The organism is Candidatus Thiodiazotropha endolucinida (assembly GCF_001715975.1).
Lineage (GTDB): Bacteria > Pseudomonadota > Gammaproteobacteria > Chromatiales > Chromatiaceae > Thiodiazotropha > Thiodiazotropha endolucinida.
Map to the genome: position 1 here is coordinate 65,682 of NZ_MARB01000009.1, position 19,362 is coordinate 85,043.

Annotated in this window: 20 protein-coding genes; 4 read left to right on the forward strand and 16 right to left on the reverse strand. The window is 56.6% G+C overall.

Features of this window, described 5'->3' with window-relative positions:
* The 5 genes from CODIS_RS09225 to CODIS_RS21375 form a co-directional block, all read right to left on the reverse strand.
* On the reverse strand, positions 1–777 hold the full coding sequence (locus CODIS_RS09225; RefSeq protein WP_069124314.1) for a TIGR03759 family integrating conjugative element protein: 777 nt from the start codon (positions 775–777) through the stop codon (positions 1–3).
* A gap of 267 nt (positions 778–1,044) precedes the next feature.
* Positions 1,045–1,803 (reverse strand): hypothetical protein, encoded by a 759-nt coding sequence (locus CODIS_RS09235; protein WP_069124321.1) that lies wholly within the window; start codon positions 1,801–1,803, stop codon positions 1,045–1,047.
* Entirely contained in the window at positions 1,793–2,389 is a 597-nt protein-coding gene (gene pilL2, locus CODIS_RS21160; protein ID WP_069124324.1) for a PFGI-1 class ICE element type IV pilus protein PilL2, read from the reverse strand. Before pilL2 ends, CODIS_RS09235 begins: the two co-directional genes overlap by 11 nt.
* A gap of 31 nt (positions 2,390–2,420) precedes the next feature.
* On the reverse strand, positions 2,421–3,287 hold the full coding sequence (locus CODIS_RS09245) for a phage integrase N-terminal domain-containing protein (RefSeq protein WP_069124596.1): 867 nt from the start codon (positions 3,285–3,287) through the stop codon (positions 2,421–2,423).
* A gap of 876 nt (positions 3,288–4,163) precedes the next feature.
* The gene (locus CODIS_RS21375; RefSeq protein WP_083220659.1) at positions 4,164–4,394 is read right to left on the reverse strand and encodes a GDCCVxC domain-containing (seleno)protein; all 231 of its coding nucleotides are present in this window, start codon (positions 4,392–4,394) and stop codon (positions 4,164–4,166) included.
* Positions 4,395–4,462: 68 nt separating this feature from the next.
* Here CODIS_RS21375 and CODIS_RS09250 point away from each other — a divergent pair, with 68 nt between their 5' ends.
* A complete protein-coding gene (locus CODIS_RS09250; protein ID WP_235615178.1) occupies positions 4,463–4,906 on the forward strand; it encodes a MerR family transcriptional regulator in 444 nt (147 codons plus the stop codon).
* Between the two features lie 50 nt (positions 4,907–4,956).
* Here CODIS_RS09250 and CODIS_RS09255 read toward each other — a convergent pair whose 3' ends face one another.
* From CODIS_RS09255 to CODIS_RS09300, 10 genes are all read right to left on the reverse strand, one after another.
* Positions 4,957–5,613: a hypothetical protein gene (locus tag CODIS_RS09255; protein ID WP_162420184.1), complete on the reverse strand. Its 657-nt coding sequence runs from the start codon at positions 5,611–5,613 to the stop codon at positions 4,957–4,959.
* Positions 5,614–5,743: 130 nt separating this feature from the next.
* A complete protein-coding gene (locus CODIS_RS09260) occupies positions 5,744–6,172 on the reverse strand; it encodes a DUF6573 family protein (protein WP_069124335.1) in 429 nt (142 codons plus the stop codon).
* Positions 6,173–6,270: 98 nt separating this feature from the next.
* Positions 6,271–6,786 (reverse strand): RadC family protein, encoded by a 516-nt coding sequence (radC, locus tag CODIS_RS09265; protein WP_069124338.1) that lies wholly within the window; start codon positions 6,784–6,786, stop codon positions 6,271–6,273.
* A 104-nt stretch (positions 6,787–6,890) separates the two neighbouring features.
* Positions 6,891–7,295, reverse strand: coding sequence for an STY4534 family ICE replication protein (locus CODIS_RS09270; RefSeq protein WP_069124344.1), 405 nt, complete (start codon positions 7,293–7,295; stop codon positions 6,891–6,893).
* Between the two features lie 217 nt (positions 7,296–7,512).
* Positions 7,513–8,535 carry a ParM/StbA family protein gene (gene parM / locus CODIS_RS09275; protein ID WP_069124347.1) on the reverse strand — a complete coding sequence of 341 codons (1,023 nt, stop codon included), beginning with the start codon at positions 8,533–8,535 and terminating at the stop codon, positions 7,513–7,515.
* 60 nt (positions 8,536–8,595) lie between these two features.
* Entirely contained in the window at positions 8,596–8,955 is a 360-nt protein-coding gene (locus CODIS_RS09280; protein WP_069124349.1) for a hypothetical protein, read from the reverse strand.
* Positions 8,956–9,034: 79 nt separating this feature from the next.
* Positions 9,035–9,808, reverse strand: coding sequence for a PFL_4669 family integrating conjugative element protein (locus CODIS_RS09285; protein ID WP_069124352.1), 774 nt, complete (start codon positions 9,806–9,808; stop codon positions 9,035–9,037).
* A gap of 151 nt (positions 9,809–9,959) precedes the next feature.
* A complete protein-coding gene (locus tag CODIS_RS09290; RefSeq protein WP_235615179.1) occupies positions 9,960–11,240 on the reverse strand; it encodes an STY4528 family pathogenicity island replication protein in 1,281 nt (426 codons plus the stop codon).
* Complete coding sequence (locus tag CODIS_RS09295) at positions 11,233–11,838, reverse strand: DUF2857 domain-containing protein (RefSeq protein WP_069124357.1); 606 nt, start codon at positions 11,836–11,838, stop codon at positions 11,233–11,235. Before CODIS_RS09295 ends, CODIS_RS09290 begins: the two co-directional genes overlap by 8 nt.
* A 5-nt stretch (positions 11,839–11,843) precedes the next feature.
* Positions 11,844–13,415 carry a ParB family protein gene (locus CODIS_RS09300; protein WP_083220660.1) on the reverse strand — a complete coding sequence of 524 codons (1,572 nt, stop codon included), beginning with the start codon at positions 13,413–13,415 and terminating at the stop codon, positions 11,844–11,846.
* 378 nt (positions 13,416–13,793) lie between these two features.
* On the opposite strand from CODIS_RS09300, the gene CODIS_RS09310 reads away from it, so the two are divergent.
* Complete coding sequence (locus CODIS_RS09310; protein WP_235615180.1) at positions 13,794–14,456, forward strand: LexA family protein; 663 nt, start codon at positions 13,794–13,796, stop codon at positions 14,454–14,456.
* A 340-nt stretch (positions 14,457–14,796) separates the two neighbouring features.
* A complete protein-coding gene (locus CODIS_RS09315; protein WP_069124360.1) occupies positions 14,797–15,054 on the forward strand; it encodes a helix-turn-helix transcriptional regulator in 258 nt (85 codons plus the stop codon).
* 11 nt (positions 15,055–15,065) lie between these two features.
* On the opposite strand, the gene CODIS_RS09320 is transcribed toward CODIS_RS09315, so the two are convergent.
* Positions 15,066–16,361: a tyrosine-type recombinase/integrase gene (locus CODIS_RS09320; RefSeq protein WP_069124363.1), complete on the reverse strand. Its 1,296-nt coding sequence runs from the start codon at positions 16,359–16,361 to the stop codon at positions 15,066–15,068.
* 213 nt (positions 16,362–16,574) lie between these two features.
* On the opposite strand from CODIS_RS09320, the gene mutS reads away from it, so the two are divergent.
* Complete coding sequence (gene mutS, locus CODIS_RS09325) at positions 16,575–19,148, forward strand: DNA mismatch repair protein MutS (protein WP_083220661.1); 2,574 nt, start codon at positions 16,575–16,577, stop codon at positions 19,146–19,148.
* Positions 19,149–19,362: the final 214 nt, after the last annotated feature.

Below are 19,362 nucleotides of genomic sequence, written 5' to 3' on the forward strand. Positions count from 1 at the left end.
CTAGAGCTCCGAAACCAGTAGCCTTGAGACGTCCTCGCCTCGACGGCGCAATACGGACGGGACTTCACCTTGCCCCTGGGTCAGTTTGTCGAGGGCACCGCCATCATGATTGAGGGTGATCCGCCGGCTGCGCACCCAGTCGGGATCGATCTGGTGATTGGACGCCCAGTCCCTGACGGCGCGATCATCACCCGTGTCCACATCGGTGACATAGATATCGATACCGCTGACTTCGTCGATCCGCTTTAACAGCTTATTCAGCAGCAGATCGCAGGCCGGACAATCCGGGCGAACAAAGAACAACAGGCGGTCTCCGGACTGAAAGGTATTTTTCGCCTCGGTCTTTCCCGGCAACCGGCTGATGTTGATCAAAGATACATTCGGATACAGGCGCTTGGCTGCGGTGTCGTAGGTGCGCTGGAACGCAAGAATACGACCGGCGTCTTCATACATGGCATGCGCCCACACTTCGGCATACCGCTGTCGCTCCGCGTCATCCCGCGCATGAATACCGAGCACCTCAATGGGCGATATCGTCGCCGGGCTGATGCTCCCGCGAATGCCCTGCATCAACTGTTTGTAACGGCGCCACTCCGTCTCCGACAAACCCCATAGACGGGCATGCGCCAGATCCGTGACGGATAAGACGTTCGTGGCTTCTTGCGAGCTATCCTGCCCGGTATCCTTGATCTGAGTGTGTGACAACTCGGCAGCCATCACAGTATTCGACACGACAAGGACACCCAGAAAAACAACCGATCTCCATCGTCTATTCATTGGTGCATTCTCCTTCACACGTGTCGCCCTTCGGTGCTGCTTGGTCTTTCTGATTGATATAGGGCACCGTCAGATCTCGGTACATTCCAGACTTGTCAGACAGACACCCGCGCATCCTCTGTGTAGCGGGAACTGAATCTGCCGTAGTTTGGATACGAGATGCACTATTGCTGGATTGTTCAGTGCGATCATTCTTCTCTGCTGTCGCGGATCCCAGCGCAAAACCGCCGAAGAGCAATAACACGGCTAATACGATTTCCATCGGCTCTACCTCTGCAATGAAATGGAATGGTTCTGGCCATGCGGCCCTTTGAATTCGACCCTACCCTTGAGGCGGTCGATGCCAGCCACTGTCCAGCCTGTTTGCTGTTCGCCGGACTTCAAAAATGCAACGCGGCCTCCCTGGGAGATGGCCACGTAGGTCATGTCATCCCAAACGTCGATGGCATCGACGTGAAACGGTGGAGTTTTGGCGGGTGCAGGTTTCGGTCTGGCCGCCGGCTTTCTCTGAGCGACCTTACGCTTCTGAGTCTCCTTGATGAGGGTATTCAGCCGTGCAATGGAATCGTCAATACGTTGGCGAAGGGCATGGTTACTTTCCGTGAGATCAGCAACGGCCACTTTGATCGCGCGAACACCTTCAGCCACTGAAGCCAGGCTTTTCTTCACATCCGCACTCAGGGCCACTTGCGCTTCGAAACCGCGGTCGATCCGGCCAGACAATGATGTCAGCCTCTGATCGATCTGCTCGACTTTGTCGTCGTCCGCACCTACCTCCAGTTCCGGTGTTTTGATCACCTCCCGGGTTGGGGTATTGGAGTCCTGTATCTGGAGTTCATCCAACGGTATTTCTTGCCGCTGGATCCTGGAAAGCGACAGCGCACTGATGACAACGATCCCGACCACAACGGCGGTCAGTACGGACTTGTAAGCCAGCCGCCGGGATCTTGGCTGCCTCTCTGCCTTATCCTGCTTGCTCTCCTTCTCTGACGGATTGATCTGCTCGGGTTGCTGCTCAGTCGTCATCCTGCGCTACCTCCACATTAGCCATGTTCATGGTTCCGCGGACAACAACCTCCTTTACGGCACACTGCTCGAATGTGATCAGTCGGTGAACAGGATCCTGGACTAAATGAAAGGCTGGCCCGGCGAGTGTCTCCAGCGCTTCGCGCAATGTCATCGGCCCAAGATGGCGATGGACAGCCGGCAGCGGTAACGTAAATAACGCGAGCGTTTCCGGTGCGGTGGATTCAGTCGCGGCCAGCCGGTAACCACTGCGCTGCAGGAGATATCGCACCGTCTCTCCGATGGTCTGGATCCGATCCGGCAACTGAACGGTAACGGTCGCTTCCAACAGTTCCGACTGCGCCTGGGTCGGGGCCGCGGAATACATCGAATACCGGCCTGACTGGATTTCGCTTGCATGAACGCTCAGGCTGGTGACAGTACAAATGCCGGCGATACATATCGCCGTTACTGCACCCGAGTGAACAGGATTGGGGTGAGCAGAATTAAAGAGTGATCGTTTCATAATGGATTCGGCCTCAGTGGTTTGATACAACCTGGCCGGCATCATGAAGGTGCGCCTGGGTACTGGAAATGGATAATCCATTCTCACCGGCGCAGTGTTTTCGTGGCTGTATTCACGTCCCGCAATACACAGCCACAATCTGTGGTCTCTCGTGCCCGAGCTCGAGACTGATCGTCAGGCGGGCTTGCTGGTCAATCCGTTTTTGTTCCGGCGTGAGCGTTTTGACTGCAGGACCGCCCGCCGCGGGTGAACGCCATCCGGTCAGTTCCTCATAACGGTTTTGGGCATAGGCATGACGAAGACCATGCATCCTGGATAAGCCTGCCCTGGCGGTCTCGGCTTCGTACAATCGCAATTGCTGTCGGTAGTTCTTTGCGCTGGGAACCAGAGAACCTTTACCGGCCAGCTGTCGCGCTCGATCTAGAACAGTACGTTGGGCCTCAGTCCGTATCGGGATGGTTCGCGCCTTGCCGCCCTTGGTCCAGCTTTCCTTGAGGACAATATGGTCGCCGCGATCGGCGTAGTCCGGTATGAACTTGATCGCTTCTTCTCGGCGCAAGCCAAAGGCCTGCTGTAGCTCCAGGCTCATCTGAACTCGGGCATCTCGAATCTTGCCAAGTTCTTCCTCCCCTACACTGCGGGCCTTGGATTCGTTGGTCACAAACTGCCGGTTAGGAACACCATAGTGGTCGTTCGATCGTGCAACGACATTCTGACGATTGACCTTCTGGGCCCACCAGCGAATGACTGCCAGCCGGTTCTTCATCGCCCCGGCCGACAGATTTTTTTCTTGCCAGTTTTTGACCAAAGCCTCGATGTGCTTGGGCTTGAGCGACTGTGCGCTCATATGACGGTAACCCAGATCATGGAGCTGGTCGGCGATCTGCGTCAGCAGCCGCTCCCGGTCTCGCTGGGTGGTAAAACTGCCGTCCCGGTTTCGACGGCAAATTTGCTTGAGTTGGTAGTTCAGATCTCTCAAAAGTGTTCTCGCATATCGGTAAGTGTTTCTGACCCAACCGGTGGCCATAGCCATTCGGTCCCGCGTGCGCGGTACGGTCATGGGACACTACGCCCATTGCGACCTAAAGCTGCCTGGTCTAGGCAACGCCGGTTCTCCCCGGAGGGAATGGTCTGGCGTGGACCAACGTGCGCCTTCATAGGCGCGATTTAAGTGTGGTTACACATCACCTCCTTTCAGATAGGCGGAACACTTCCGCGGTTAATGAAGAATGAGCATCGACGGCGCCACCTGGGGTGGGCGTCTCGGCTCGACGAGTCAGGCTGGTGCCTGCGAGAAAGAACCGATCCCGTGGTCGGCTCGGATTGGAGAATGAACCCACGGCTTTCGCCGCAGCGCATCGAAGGGTTCGGGCGCGCTCTGTTGCTACTGTATCCGCAGTAGCCACGGTTAAAATCGATCGAGGGCGGCAGTATCGGCCTTCATCACTGGCCCTGCACTGAATAATCCTGCCGAAAACGCGCGCCGTTTCCGGGAATGCCGCCCTCGTCACTACCCCGCTTCGCTTGCCAGTGACGAGTGCGCCTTCGGTTCAGGCACGCCGTGCGCCAGGCATCCGCCTGTCACGCGGCCTGCTACTAATCGGCTGGTGCAATCCTTCGGAGCGTTGCTACCTGCCCACTGGGGTCCACAGGCGCCGCTGAGTGCGGCCCCGCCCTTGGCACGCGAGTTAGAGGCTCGCGTTGCCGTGGCGGGCAAGGCATGTGGACTCAGTGGACAGCTATGAACAGGTATGGCGATATCGTATGTTCGGCTGTATCCGGTACGAAGCGGCTACTACGAACAGGTACCGGTACTTAAGCGGCAACCATCCCGGTTCCACGTGTTCACGCCAGTTCATGAACAACACCCACCCTCGCGACCTTCCGCACGTGCCTGCTGGATCGGTGGACACGGTACCGTGCCAAAAGAGCAGAAAACGCAACAGTCACCTGGTTTTGGCCGGAGCAGCGCCCCACAGCCCTCGCACTCGTAGTAAAACTGACAGCGGTCGACAGGCATGGTCTCGACAACCTGGTGCCCGCACTCGGGACAGGTCAGCTCTGATTCAAGCTCAATGTTATCCATAGGTATCCCCGGCAACGATTTTCCACTAGCATAAAACCTGTAGTTACTACGGATTCAAGAGGTTCGGCGTGGCGATTTCAGGTAAGCGGGGTTATTCGGTGGGCGAGCTGGCCTCGGCCAGCGGATGCAAGGTCGAGACCGTGCGTTACTACGAGAAGATCGGACTGATGCCCGAGCCGCCGCGCACGGAAGGCGGCCACCGATTCTACTCCCAGAATCTGCTCAAGCGCCTGAGCTTCATCCGACGCAGTAGGGAACTCGGTTTTCCGATTGAGCAAATACGGGAGCTCTTGCGCTTCGTCGACGAGCCCGGGCATACCTGCAGTGAGGTCAAGGGGATGGCTATGCTGCATACGCGTGCCGTGCAGGAGAAGATCGATGACCTAAAGCGGCTGCAAAAGGCGCTAAATGACATGGCTGCACGCTGCAAGGGCAAGGGCAACGCACTGGAAGACTGCGCGATCATTGATGCCCTTTTTGACGAGAGCAAAGAGCGGCAGCGCGGTAGTTGACGAAGCGCCATAAAAGAGCCCCGCACTAGGCGGGGCGTAGGTAGCATTGACTATTCGGATTCCTGGAATACTTCATCCAGATTGATATCGGCCGGCTCGACAAAATGCTCAATGACAAGCGCAAGCGACTGGCTACCATCCGATTGAGTAATAGGACGCAGCTCGTCGGGCTCATAGCCGTCTGTATCGTAATCGACGACGGCAACATCCGGTGCTGTATCTGGCTGATCGGCAATCACTGCCTGCACGATGCCGCCTTCCAGAACGACAACCAGCCTTTCGCAGGTCGGACTGGGTTTGCTTCCATCCGAACTCGACCCGGTTGCCCGAAGCGCGGCCTGATAAGCATCATCCAGATCACCCCAGTCTATGCTGCCACCTCGGGCCTCACCACGCCGGTAGGCCTCCACCAGCAACCTCGACGCCACGAAGGCCGCATCCCTGCGACGAAGCGTTACCACACTTGCGTCCGGTGTTGGCCACGGCTCATCATCGCGCAACGTCTGTTCGACCGTGAACAGCAACGGGCTATCGCCCGTCTCTTCATAGTCATCGAGCAATAACGGCACCATTGCGGTGTCCTGCCAGATGTCGCCTTGGTCGAACAGAGTCTCGGCCTTCCTGACCGCTTCATCCGAATTGTCGGCCTTGATGCCGACCATGACTCGGTGCTCATAGGGCAAGGTGTATTGAATAACATATTTCATCATGATCTCCTTCTGATTGGTTACAGGGGGGAGACCATTACCCACCGGGGAGATGACCTCCCCGATGGGTATGGCGAAGAACTCAAGTCGTTGACTTGATCGGTTAATCGAACAGCATGGGTACTACGCTTCAGTCCTCATGCGGCTGCAGGATCGTGATGACCGGTTCACCGGCATCACCGGGCCCGACAATGAGCTTCAGTGTGACCAGCACCGCTTCGGTCGAGTGACCGTCACGGGCTACCCGATACAGCTGGAACAGCAGCCGGTCACCCGAATCTTTGGTGGTACGTATGGCGTGGGACGCCATATACAGGACGTCCCACAGCCTACCCGACTGATCCTGATGCACCTGCTGTTCACTGTCATCCTCGGTCCAGGCCACACAATCGGCCCAGACTGCAGATGTCAGCGCAACAGGCCATTTGAAACCGGCCTCACTGGCCATGGAACCCGCATCGATCAGCACACCGTCCTCGATGGCCTGCGCACGGGTATAGGTTGAAATAACTTCACCGAAAAATGCTTCGGCGGACTGTTCATTGGAAATGTTACTCATGGGTATTCTCCTGTGATGGATTAACACCAGGTCACACCTCCTCCCCTGCCGGAGAAGATGATGCTTCCCCGGCGGGGTTTGTAGAAAAGTGTTGGGCTTCAGAGCAGCCCACGTTCTGCAAAAGACACGCTTTCGCCAGCCGAGACCACAAAGTGGTCAAGCACCCGCACATCAACCAGTGCAAGTGCGTCTTTCAGACGGCGGGTAATCGCCTCATCCGCATGACTGGGCTCAGCAACGCCCGATGGATGATTGTGAAAAAAGACCACTGCGGCCGCATTCACCTCCATGGCCTGCTGCACCACGACTCGCGGGTAAACCGAGGCGCCATCGATGGTGCCCTGGAATAGCTCACGCACAGCGATGATCCGGTGACGGTTATCGACAAACAGACAACCGAAAACTTCGTTACGGTAGTCTGCCAGGCGCAGACGCAGGAAATCCCGCGTCTCGTCCGGTTTACTCAAAACCCGGCCGGCTCGATGTTTGATGGACAACACCTTCATCGCCAGTGTGATCACAGATTGCTTTTCCACATCGTTCAAGTCTGCTGGTTTCAAATCGGACAACCGGTCTTCTACCAGCGCCTCTACGGACGCATCCGTTTTCTTCATGACTGATCTCCTCAGGAAAACGGGAGACCAGTCCCTCGGAGGAATGATCCCCCGATGGGTGGAAAATGGCCGGGTAACGTGGTGTTACCCGGCCAAACGTTGAGTTACGCCGCGTCTTCTTGTGCGGTGTAGAACGGTTGCCCGTCGACCTTGGCCCACGCAATGCGCAGTAGCCGTGCCTTCAGGCTGATACCGGTCTCGCCGGCCTTGTCCCCGTTCTTGAAGGTGAAGGACTCGGCAAAGAGATCACTGAGTGTGAAGCCGATCAGAACCTTCAGATTGCCCTCGACGGCCGGCATGAGCTGACGCACGATTTCCTGCGCTTGCTTGCCGGACACGCGACACTCGAAATGCGTGTACTGGGCGTTATCGACACTGCCACGCAGGGCAGCGATGGTGATACTCAGGAAGGGTTCACCTTCCTTGGGTGTCACCTCCCGGACACGATTGAGATAACCGATGCCGATGGTGTGAAGATCGAAATACTGCTTGGTTTCGTTGGTTGACATAGCACTTGCTCCTTAGAGGTTAAAAACTCCCGGAACAAGCGCGCCCCTGACGGGAATGCTTGCCCGGCGGGGTGAATGAAATGGAATCAGGTTCCACTCCCTTGAGAAAGGACCGACGACAGAAAACTGTCGCTGTGCACCGATTGCACGGCCCGACGGTGCCTCGACTGTCACTGAACCGCAGTGACGACGGATAAAACCAGTAAAACGAATACAATCAGGCCGCATCAGAGGCCTCACAGACATAGCGCAGGTACTTGAGCATGCCGCGTGCATTGGCAAACGCAGGATGTTCAGCAATCGCTTGATGCGGGAACCAGTTGGCGATGTGTTTCGACAGTGCCACGGTCCCACCACCGACGAACAGCACACGATCCAACTCGATGCCTAACCCCAGTTGCCGGCGGGTCTCGTCATGAATGCGTTCCACGACCTCGCGCATGGCTGCCTCGACTAACGCGGCAACATCGTGCTCCTTACCTTGCAGACGAACAATCTTGTGTTCCACCGCCTGGGATACCAGTTGCTCGCTCAGCGTCTCCAGATCAAAGCGTTCCTGGATCCCATCGGCCACACTTTGTTTCACGTTCAACATTCCACACTGCAGAGAACCGGACGAGGCATGCAATATGCCCTGGTCCTTCACCACGACGTAGTCCGTCGTGCGTCCACCGATGTCGACGATGGCGAGCGGCACGGAGACACGATCTGCATCGAGGGTAACGCCATCCTCCAGTTCGACGATCACGTAGTCATACCAAGCGGCCAAGGCCTCAGGTATAACCTCATGAAACGCTATGCCTGCTGGCAGCGCACCAGAAAGTGGGTGAACTGTCTGCTTGAGGCTGTCGCGCTTCCTGGCAATGGTTTCCTGCCGATGCTCACCGCTCTTGCGATAGAAGGTGCTGACAGGCAAACCGGAAACCGCATGTACACTCTTTCCCGCAAGTCCGGCCTGCTGCAGGGCGTGCTGAACAACTGCTCGGTTCAGACCAGACCACGGGTAGCCCTCAAAATGCGTGGGCGCACCATCCAAGGCACCAACCGAATACACGGTATCCTCTGTCTCGTACTCAGAGATTCGTTGTTCGGCCTCTTGGATCCAGGTCACACCGGACTGGCCCACGCGAGCGCGTGAAGGAATCGCGAGTAACCGGCCGTCCGGAAGTGCGATCTTGGTGAATGCATAGCCATCGTCGAGACCAACCGGGATGGGATTTATTGAGCTTGCGTCAGCCATATATTTTTAATCCTCTGATTCGTTATCGAGTATGTTTGTTGGTTGCCTGCGCTTGATCATTCACTGGCCCATCACCTTGCCCATGACACCACTAAGAGCCGCAAAGGGTTTAGTACCCTCCGTGGCCGACATTGGCTCAGCGTTCACAACCGCAGGCACCGATTCAGGAAGTCCGGCAGTCCTTCGCGGCGACCGGGGCATCGACTTCGCAAATGCCGTGGTCGAATCGCGTTTCGTATCGTCAGATGTACCGCGTAGCGATTCGATCTCGGATCTAAATCCCTGAACCAACAACCCACGCAACCATTCCTGCCGGCGATTAGCCGGCACTTGTCTGTGTCGGTTCAGCAGGACGGATTCCAGCGCCACACGGGGATCAAGCTGTATGGTGACTCGGGTTCCTGGTTGTGCTTTTGCCATGACAAGACGGCCCCACTGACTTCAACAAGCTCAGGATTATGGAGACACATACCTGGCACACCAGAGGAAACCCGACACATTACGTGTCGTCGTTTTCGTCAGAGGAAGGAGCTGTGGTCGGTGTGGAGGGTGCGGAATGCAGTCCGAGGCTCCTGGAGAATCCTGATGACAAATGACGTTGAATCGGCGCCATCGGTGCACGACGTTTGCCACTCAATACATCATCGGGAACTACTCCCATGAACTGGACAGCCTGTGTATTTTTGTCGTTGTCTTTCTGGATATCGGATCGCTCGATGCGCAGAAAGCGATAACCTTGGGGAATCATGAACAGACCGCGGATCTTGCGTGCGCCCAACTCTATGACATGGTCGCGTGATGCACGGTCCAGTACACCGATGTGGCCTGCGGTTAGCGCTGCACAAACCAGGGTATCGTATGTCGATACGAGGCGTGCGGCCTGATAAGCATAAGGATTTGCGAACTGTAGAGGCATCCGGTAGGGTCGCTCAGACTCGGCGACCGCGACCTCTATCGAACCCATCTGGGTCAACCGCTCATCCAGATCCCGCTGGAGACGCAGGAATAGCGCCTCCCGCTCCTCAATGGCTTCATGTACCTTGATTAGCCACCAGTCTGCGTAGGGATCATCATTGCGCGACGCCTGCCAGATCAGTCGCAGCCGCTCAGCGAAGAGCCCCAGACCAATGATCGGCGATTGTCCCTTCGTGCCGTTACGACCACGAATCAGCCGACGCGCCTGGTTCGTCTGCAGCGTCAGCCAGACCTTGCCACGCAGGGGACCCAGTTTGTCAGCATCGTCCGGTTTGGGAATCGGGTTTTCCGTGGTCACAGGTTGTCGGGTTCCTTGTTACTTGAGTTAGCGCGTATAAACGCATGCGCACTCTTCATGAACAAGGGAAAACCCGGTCGACAAAAGGAAGGGTTCTGTAATGAGTTGGAATCTCGACAGGTGATTCCAGTGGAATCACTCAGAGGAAAACTTATGACTCTTTAGCTTCTGATACTTGATCCTTATTTACAGGCATTCCCAACGCCTTCCGCATCTCATCCATCCGTACTTTTGCCAGCGCCATGCGATTCTGGCGTTGCTCCTCGGTCTCCTTCGGTTCCGTGGCTGTGTCTTGGCGTGCTGCCTGTTGTCGCTGAATCTCTCGCGCGTGCCTGGCATCCCGTACCTTGATGCCGAGATTGGGCACAAACTCGCCGGATTTCATCAGTTCACAGAGACGGAACAGGAAGCTGATCTCGTCATAGACCGGTTTCATGCCCTTTTGCTCGGCCTGGAACCGTCCCTCAAGCTCATCAAGAATCGGCTGGCGATCCGCTGGGGCGAGTTTGGAAAGATAGCGGTTTGCGATGTCTCGCTGGTTTTCGCCCAGACGCCGCGGATATACCAGCGGTTCACCATGCTCACCGGCATGCATAAATTTCGACGCATCTTCACCAGAAGTAGTAGTTGTTGTTTTTTTATTATTACTACTACTACAACCTGAGTTCGATTTATGTGCATTCGATTTTTGAACTCGGGTCTTAACCAAGTTCGAATTTTGGTCATGGTGATCCCGCGCCTGCCTGTTGCCCATAGAATCTTGACGAATCTGCTGGATAGCATCGCGGGTAAACGAAAAGAACCGGCGTGGTCCTTCGTTACCTGTGCCCACCGCTGACTGCAATCGCCGTTCGATTGGATGTTCCAGGACGCATACGTTCTGCCCGCCTCTGACATCCTCATCAATGGATGCCAACACACCCTTGGCCACGGTACGTACCCGGGCATGACCATGGCTCACGGCCTTATTCAGAAAGGCCATGTAGTCGCCATCCAGGTGGATCACATCGGCCAGTGGCAGGGGCTCATCATGCAGTGCATAGACGTTACCGCGAAACCGTCCGCTGGCTTTACGCAGTCGTCCACAGAGGGTCAACCAGCGCGAGGCACGCAGGATGGCTATCGCACGGGCAATCGTAGAACGCGATGAAACATTGGCCAGGTGGGAAATGGTCTCATAACTCGGAAAAGCGGCATTAGCTCCCGTCTCCCGAACCGCCAACATGATGACCATCCACACCAGTTTGTCGACCGGCTCGAGTACCGGATCGCGGATTACCGCAGTGGGAAAAGACTGGTGCCGGTTTCCGAGGAAAAGGACTGTGTCGGCGGCACCGACATCGCGTGAGGCCTCCACACGAGCGATGGTGGCCTTGATCAGTTTATCGAGGGCGAGTGTTTCCGGACGAATGGCGCCTGTCTGCTCATCCATCATCACCTACCTGAGCGGCACCATCGTCATTCTGGCCGGTCAGGTTTCCGTACTGGGCCCATCGCTGGGTCAGGTTCCAGATGGCGCGCATCGGCACCCCGGTCTCCCGGTGGAGTTCCAGGTAATCCTTGGGCGCGAGTAATCCAGTTGTCTCCCCATCGACCCGGCTCGACCAGGCCTGCCAGAGCCGGTGGGAACTTTCCTCATCGGCTTCGGGGGGACGCCCGACCGAAGGGCTCACCGACAGAGTACGCCTTAGCCGACCGTAATCACGGGCATTCAATCCGAACAGGATCAACAGCATCTCATGCGGCGCATCGGCTGCGATCAGCGACTGAAGGGTTTCTTCCGATTCGCGCTGCACCCGCAGGTGATCGATCATCGGCCAGTACACCTGCCGGTTCAGGGCGATATCCAGACAGTGGGCACGAAGCGATTCAACACGGTACAGGTCCGAAACGTTCATTTCCCGCAGGGCCTCGATCTCGCGTGGACCGAATTTCATGTTTTGCAGGGCCACGTGGTCCCCTTCTGCCAGGCAGCGAATGGCATACATCAATACGGCGGTGACCAGATCGGATTCCTTCGTGCTTTCCATCGCCTCTACTCCCAGACCGATACACCGGTGTCCGCGGCGATACGGCGAATGCGTCGATAGGTATCCATCAAGGCCAGCAAATCACGCCAGTCCCGATCATCGAGCGGCCGCCAGAGCCGATAACCGGTGTGACCCGGATCCAGTGTCCAGATACTGCTGAATAACAGATCGGCATCTTCGGTCTCGAGTGCACGACGAAGGATGGACTCGTCCGGCAGGAGCGGCAGCATGGCCTCGAGCGGCGCAAAGGTCATCTCCGCACAGGCCGCCAACTGCCACCACAGCATGGTGAGCTGACTCAAACTATCCTCATCGAGCTGATCCGCGAGGGTTGGATCTGGAACATCGCGTAATACGAATCCCAATCCCTTGCCGGACACCGCTTCAACGAGGTCCGCCATGCCGTTACGCTGGGCCAGTCGTGTCGCAAGCGTCCAGGCTCGGCCACGCAAAGACTTCAGATCGTTCGGGCCGGTATCGTTGGTGAGATTCGGTAGCTCGGTCTCTGATTCAGCCGTCTCTTTGACATCGTCATCCAGAAGACCCGTATCCGGCGCACTACCGGGATTCGACTGATCCGGTAATTCCGCTGGTAATTCATCAGTGGATGTTCGATCCGAACTGGATATACGCGAACATCCATCATCCCGATCAGCAACGAATGATTCGTCTGTGGGGTGCTCAAGCTCTGATGAATCCTTATCCGGTTCCACCTCGGCCTCCGGAATCACCAGTTCCCTGCCGGCCATCTCGGCATCGAGCATCACGCGTACGGTATGAATGCTGACATCCAATGCAGCGGCAATTTCAGATTCCAATGCGCTGCGGAGTACATCTGTGTCCCAGTCGGGGCTATCGTACCGTTTGCATAGCGTCGTGAAGACCTCTTCGAAATCCTCTTCCGACTCGGAACACCGATCCTGCCAAATCTTGTGAGCGGCACGCTCCAACCTGCGAATGCGTTCGATATGCGGCCTGCCGAGCCCGCCTTCGAGCGCAATGGGGATGACGGGTAACAGTCGATGGACGGTGTACACCATCTGGGAAATACGCGCCTGGGTGATGCGATACCCGGCACGGCGGAGTTCTGTTTCGAGACGCCTTTGAGAAATCACATCGAGACCGAGTTCTTCGGCAAGCAATTTTTGCGCTTCGCAAACAGCGCGCGCCTTATCGATGAAGGTAAGACCTCCCCGCAGGTCGTTTTCCCGAAGATGCGCCAGCAAAACATCGGATTCGCTGCACCAGGCTTTGAGCAGGCAAGGTACTGTGGCAAAACGTGGATCACCGGTCTCGGTGAATAACTCCTTCAGTATGATCAGCCGCGTATTACCACCGGCATGGACGATAAAGTCAGTCGCATCGGGTCGCTGCGTGACCACCAAAGGTTGGTCTAGACCGGTATTGCGAATCGAGTCTCTGATCCGGTCATATTCGGGATTGCGGCCGTGACGCGGATTGTGCTCGTATGGCTGAATTCGGGATATGTCGATCATCTGTGGCGCCGGGCTGGTGAATGCTTCTGCCGGTTGTGATATCGACAAATTCACAGACGGCGTTGTGGGTTTGCCAGCCATTGGTCATTCCCATCCCTGCAGGCCGACGAATATCTCCGGGTAACGGACCAGGCTTTCCCGCGGCACCGGCTCCAGCCGCCCTCCTGATCGGTCCGCTACCCGCTGGCTGACCTACTCAATTCGTGTCGCCATCTGCGGGCTCGCATGCCGGTGTTTACCAGCCAGCTGATACAGATAGGCTACTGAGTCGTTGCAAACGGTGGCCAACTCGGCGCGTTCCCTCTTGGTGGCGTATTTCAAAAATGTCCTTAGCTTCATGGTGCCGGACATTAGCACCATGCATAACTATCAGCAAGCTAACTCGCCAACTAAATGTTTATCTTTGTGCTAAATTTCTGCTATATTCTCTACATGATGCGCATCCCCGAACAAATTCGGTTGAAAAATCTCGAGCTTCTGATTGTCGAAGCAGGAACTGCTGCGAAACTGGCCGAACGCGCCGGCACCAACAGCTCCTATATCAGCCAGGTCCGGCGTCAGATGCGCACAAAGAAAGGCACTCCGCGGGGCATCGGTGACGATCTGGCGGAAAAGCTGGAACGCGGAATGGACAAACAGGAGGGGTGGATGGACACACCGCATAGGGATGAATGGGACGAATCACACATCGCTGGCACGGAGGTCAATGCGCACCTCGGACCGGATATCCGCAGCCTGTGCCCGGTGATCTCCTGGGTACAGGCTGGCGAATGGATGGAAATCGCCGAAGGTTACCAACCGCAATACGGTCAGGAGTTGCTACCCTGCCCCGTTAGTTGCAGCAACGATTCTTATGTACTGCGAGTGCGTGGCATCAGCATGGAACCCAAGTTTCATGATGGCGATTTGATCTTCGTGGACCCTCATGCCGACGCAGTCCATGGAAAATATGTGGTCGTCATGATCGAAGACACCGCAGAGGCCACCTTCAAACAGCTGATCGTCGAGGAAGGTCATCAGTATCTTAAGGCGCTAAACCCGGAGTGGCCAAACCGAATCATCGAGGTCAACCAGAATGCTCGGATCTGCGGGGTTGTGGTGTTTAAGGGTGAGATGGTTTAAGAACTATTTCCTCAAAAAACTGCATGGGAAAATTTGTTTGCCTGATTGATCATCGCTGCCTGGAAACAACAGCGTAACCCGAATAGAACCCCTCCTCAGCTCGTCTCGGTTAGCTTATTTATCCGCCTGCTAAACATTTTCTCTTTGCCCATTAAATTGGCACCATGCTAAAGTTTTGGCATGGACATTATCATCACCCGAAATAGCACGTGGCTGCCCGCTTTTCAGCGTTTTCCTCGCAGACCCGCCGTTAGTATGAACTGCGCATCAAAGCACGGCGGAGCGTGTGAACTCATAAGGCAAACGACAACCGCACACCAACCCCCACTTTGGATCGCGTATGCCTGAGCATCACCCGATCCGAATCGAAAGAAAGCCGGCGGTGTTAAACCGAACAGGGATGAGTCACGCGACCCTCTACCGGCGAATCAGTGAAGGCTTGTTCCCTCCCGGGGTTTCCCTTGGCAATCGTTCTGTCGGATGGCTGGCCCATGAAGTGGACACGATGTTAAATGCATTTGCCTCGGGAAAAACGACAGAGGAACTTCAAGCCGTGGTAAAACTTCTCGTAGAAAAGAGGCAGACTCTGGCCAATTGATTGAGTGACAGTCAGTCACGAATAAGCGCATCCAGATGATCCGCCCATTTCTGTAGCCACTGCCTGCACTCCGCCTCGTACCGGTGCAAATCGTAGGTTCCTTCAATCCCCTTGCGTGAATGCCCCAATACCGCTTCGGCCACTTCGTTAGTGCATTGCAGGCGTGACAAGCCGGTCCTGACGCTTCTGCGCAGATCATGAGGTGTCCAGGCCGGAAGATCTACCATCTTGTTGCTTACTCTCATCCGCCAGGCCTGCTCGGTTAGCTGCTTTTGCTGGATAGGCAGCCGCGTTTTCTGGGATGGGAACGGGTAGTCTCCAGTGGTCAGGCGAAGGGTTTTCAGGAACTCCACCGCTTGGCTGGGCAATTGCACATAGCGCTCGACCTCCGTCTTGCTCTCCCTTATGTGGAATGTCCGTTTCTTCAAGTCGATGTCCTTCCAGGCCGCATTGCAGACCTCTCCGGTACGACACCCTGTCCAGAGGGTAAACCGAAGAACATTCTTCTGTGTTGCGGTGTAATCGGAGCCAGGCAACCATTTCAGCAACGTCGCCAACTCGGTATCAGAGAGGACTCTTTTTCCTCGTTGATGGGTAAGTTTCACCTTGGCCTGTCTGAGGCTTGCTTTGGCGAGAATTGCCGGGTTTGCAAACTCATCTGAAAAATAGCCCAGACCAATCGCAAACTCGTAGGCGGCGGAAAGCTCTCTCAGTACGTTTCCTGCCTGAACATTTGCCCCACGTTGAACGATGGCCATGATCATATCCACTACGGCCTTTCGCGTGACGGCATTTGCGGGCATTTCCCCCAACTTGGGAATCGCGTCGCCATAGAGGGTTCTGCGCGTCTCGGACTGACCTTTCGGTTTTCGCGCGCCGGCAATGATCCGACCGTTTGGGGATTTTCTGTCTTCGATATATTGAGTCAGATAGAGTTCGACCAGTTCCTTTACGGTAAACAACTTCTCAACCGGCTCCACCCTCGCCTTTTCCTGCTCCTTTTCCTGCTGTTGCTGCTCCCTTGCCTCGGTTCTCGGGCAACGCCCCTGTCGGCGGATTTGCTTTAACTCGTGGAGCTTCAATCTTGCTTCGGCCAGGGAGGTTTCCGGGAAGTGTCCAATTTTCACCTGAACGAGCTTTGAGGTGATCGGGCTGGTATAGCGATAGAAAAATGTCTTTACTCCGGTAGCCCCGCATTTCACTCGCAAACCGGTGTTTTCTCCTGTATCAGCCTTAATTTTGTCTCCAGGCTTCATCACCTCCACTGTCCTAGAAGACAAGGGTTTGGTATTCTGTAATGTTGCCATGGGTATCCTCTTGAATTGATGTCAGTTTGTCCGATGCAATGGAAAAAAGTGTAACTTTTGAATTTCAAGGAAAAGTTACACCAACACAAGTTACACTTCAAGTTACACTTTTTCCTGAGATTGGATGATATTTCGTGAGACTCGATGAGACCACAAGAGACGACGTAAAAACGATAAACAAATAGGAATCAATAAGTTAAATAGCGTAAGGGCATGAGTTCACTAGAAAAAAAAGAACAACATACACCAATGATGCAGCAGTACCTGCGCATCAAGGTGGAGCATCCCGATATGCTGGTCTTCTACCGCATGGGGGATTTCTATGAACTCTTCTTTGCCGATGCGGAGAAAGCGGCGCGGCTGCTTGATATCACGCTGACCAAGCGGGGCCAGTCGGCAGGCAAGCCGATCCCCATGGCCGGAGTCCCCTACCATGCCGCTGAAGGCTACCTGGCGCGCCTGGTCAAACAGGGAGAGTCGGTGGCGATCTGCGAGCAGATCGGCGATCCGGCCACCAGCAAGGGGCCGGTGGAGCGCAAGGTGGTGCGCATCGTCACCCCCGGCACCCTCACCGACGAGGCACTGCTTGAGGAGCGGCGGGAAAACCTCTTGCTGGCGATCAACGAGGGGGATGATTACGGCCTGGCCGCCCTGGATCTGGCCAGTGGCCGCTTTACCATTCAGCAACTCAGCGGCCTGGAGGCCCTGAGCGGTGAACTGGAGCGCCTCAGCCCGGCGGAGATTCTGCTGGATGAGGATTCCACCCTGCCTGAGGCCCTCACACTACGCAATGGCGTAACCCGGCGCCCCGCCTGGCACTACGATCCCGACTCCGCGGAGAGGCTGTTGTGCAAGCAGTTCGGCACCCGTGACCTGGGCGGATTCGGCTGCCAGGAGCAGCCCCTGGCCGTGGCCGCCGCCGGCTGCCTGCTGCAGTATGTGGAGGAGACCCAGTTCGGCGCCCTGCCCCACATCCGCGGCATGCGGGTGGAGCATCGGGATCAGAGCGTCATCATCGATGCGGCGACCCGGCGCAATCTGGAACTGGTCCACTCGCTCTCCAATCAGCCGCAGCACACCCTGGCAGGGATCATGGACCGCACCGTCACCGCCATGGGCAGCCGTATGCTGCGGCGCTGGATCAGCCAGCCCCTGAGGCACAGGGAGGCGGTGGCTGAGCGCCATGCCACTATCGAGGCCCTGCTCGCCTCCCGCCTCTACCATGAGCTACGGGAGATTCTGCAGGGGATCGGCGATATCGAACGCATCCTCTCCCGGGTAGCCCTGAAGAGCGCCCGTCCGCGGGATCTGGCTACCCTGCGGGATGCCATTGGCGCCCTGCCCCAACTCCAGCCCCTGCTGACGCAACTCGACAGCCCCCTGTCGCCCGCCCTGGCACGACAGATCGGTGAACATCCCACAATCCATCAACTGCTGCAGGGCGCCATCATAGAACAACCGCCGATGCTGATCCGCGACGGCGGTGTCATCGCCGAGGGGTATGACGCGGAACTGGATGAGCTGCGCGCCCTCTCCCAGAACGCTGACCAGTTTCTGCTCGACCTGGAGAGCCGGGAGCGCGAGCGCACCGGCATAGCCACCCTCAAGGTGAGCTACAACCGGGTCCACGGCTACTACATCGAGATCAGCCGCGGCCAGTCCGACAGGGCGCCTGAAGACTATATCCGCCGTCAGACCCTGAAGGGGGCGGAGCGCTTCATCACACCGAAGCTGAAGAAGTTCGAGGATCAGGTGCTGAGCGCCCGGGAACGCGCCCTGGCAAGGGAAAAGTATCTCTATGACCAGCTGCTCGATCGGCTCTGCAAAGAGCTGACGCCCCTGCAACAGTGTGCCGAGGGACTGGCCCGGCTGGATGTACTCTGCAACCTGGCGGAGCGGGCCCAGCAACTCAACCTGGTCTCTCCGCAATTGGTGGAGGAACCGGGCCTGCAGATTACCGACGGTCGTCACCCGGTGGTGGAACAGGTCAGCAGCGACCCTTTTGTCGCCAACAGCGTTACCTTCGACGACCAGCAACGGATGCTGATCATCACCGGCCCCAACATGGGCGGCAAGTCGACCTTCATGCGCCAGATCGCCCTCATCGTGCTGCTCGCCTACAGCGGCAGCTTCGTGCCCGCCGCCGCGGCGCGGATCGGACCCATCGACCGTATCTTCTCCCGCATCGGCGCCTCCGACGATCTGGCCGGGGGACGCTCCACCTTCATGGTGGAGATGGAGGAGACCGCCAACATCCTGCACAACGCCACCGCCCAGAGCCTGGTGCTGATGGATGAGATCGGCCGCGGCACCTCCACCTTCGACGGGCTCTCCCTGGCCTGGTCCTGCGCGGTTGAACTGGCCACCTGTCTGCGCGCCTATACCCTTTTCGCCACCCACTACTTCGAACTCACCACCCTGCCGGAAGAGTATCCCGGCATCGGCAACCTGCACCTGGATGCGGTGGAGCACGGCGATACCATCGTCTTTCTGCACGCGGTGCGGGAGGGACCGGCCAACCAGAGCTACGGCCTCCAGGTGGCCACCCTGGCCGGGGTACCTAAGCCCGTCATCCTCAGGGCGCGCCAGCGCCTGCTGGAGTTGGAAGCCAGAGCCCAGCGCCATGCGGAACAGCAGCAGAGCCAGCTACCCCTGTTCGATCCGGAGCCACCCGACATGGAAGCGTCCGCGGTTGAACAGCAACTGCGTGAAATCGATCCCGACGAACTGACTCCGAGAGAGGCGCTGGAGGCCTTGTACCGGCTAAAGCAGAAACTTGAAGAATAATTTTGAATTGTTGTGCTCCCCTCTTCCTGAGGTAGAGGGTATATGTTGATAGTGAGTTATATAGGTAAGCCGCGAATACTCGCGAATGATTGTTATGTCCGCAAATGATCGCGAATATATTTATTTGCTGTACAACAGAGTGTGACTGAGAATGGCGGGTAACCAGCTATTTTATTAAACCGATTGCGCACACAGCACACACAACAATTCAAAA

Bases quoted from the DNA above. Each gene is read 5' to 3' on its own strand.
- CODIS_RS09225 (WP_069124314.1), bottom strand. From the start codon at position 777: ATGAATAGACGATGGAGATCGGTTGTTTTTCTGGGTGTCCTTGTCGTG.
- CODIS_RS09235 (WP_069124321.1), bottom strand. From the start codon at position 1,803: ATGACGACTGAGCAGCAACCCGAGCAGATCAATCCGTCAGAGAAGGAG.
- pilL2 (WP_069124324.1), bottom strand. From the start codon at position 2,389: ATGGATTATCCATTTCCAGTACCCAGGCGCACCTTCATGATGCCGGCC.
- CODIS_RS21375 (WP_083220659.1), bottom strand. From the start codon at position 4,394: ATGGATAACATTGAGCTTGAATCAGAGCTGACCTGTCCCGAGTGCGGG.
- CODIS_RS09255 (WP_162420184.1), bottom strand. From the start codon at position 5,613: ATGAAATATGTTATTCAATACACCTTGCCCTATGAGCACCGAGTCATG.
- CODIS_RS09260 (WP_069124335.1), bottom strand. From the start codon at position 6,172: ATGAGTAACATTTCCAATGAACAGTCCGCCGAAGCATTTTTCGGTGAA.
- radC (WP_069124338.1), bottom strand. From the start codon at position 6,786: ATGAAGAAAACGGATGCGTCCGTAGAGGCGCTGGTAGAAGACCGGTTG.
- CODIS_RS09270 (WP_069124344.1), bottom strand. From the start codon at position 7,295: ATGTCAACCAACGAAACCAAGCAGTATTTCGATCTTCACACCATCGGC.
- parM (WP_069124347.1), bottom strand. From the start codon at position 8,535: ATGGCTGACGCAAGCTCAATAAATCCCATCCCGGTTGGTCTCGACGAT.
- CODIS_RS09280 (WP_069124349.1), bottom strand. From the start codon at position 8,955: ATGGCAAAAGCACAACCAGGAACCCGAGTCACCATACAGCTTGATCCC.
- CODIS_RS09290 (WP_235615179.1), bottom strand. From the start codon at position 11,240: ATGGATGAGCAGACAGGCGCCATTCGTCCGGAAACACTCGCCCTCGAT.
- CODIS_RS09295 (WP_069124357.1), bottom strand. From the start codon at position 11,838: ATGGAAAGCACGAAGGAATCCGATCTGGTCACCGCCGTATTGATGTAT.
- CODIS_RS09300 (WP_083220660.1), bottom strand. From the start codon at position 13,415: ATGGCTGGCAAACCCACAACGCCGTCTGTGAATTTGTCGATATCACAA.
- CODIS_RS09315 (WP_069124360.1), top strand. From the start codon at position 14,797: ATGCCTGAGCATCACCCGATCCGAATCGAAAGAAAGCCGGCGGTGTTA.
- CODIS_RS09320 (WP_069124363.1), bottom strand. From the start codon at position 16,361: ATGGCAACATTACAGAATACCAAACCCTTGTCTTCTAGGACAGTGGAG.
- mutS (WP_083220661.1), top strand. From the start codon at position 16,575: ATGAGTTCACTAGAAAAAAAAGAACAACATACACCAATGATGCAGCAG.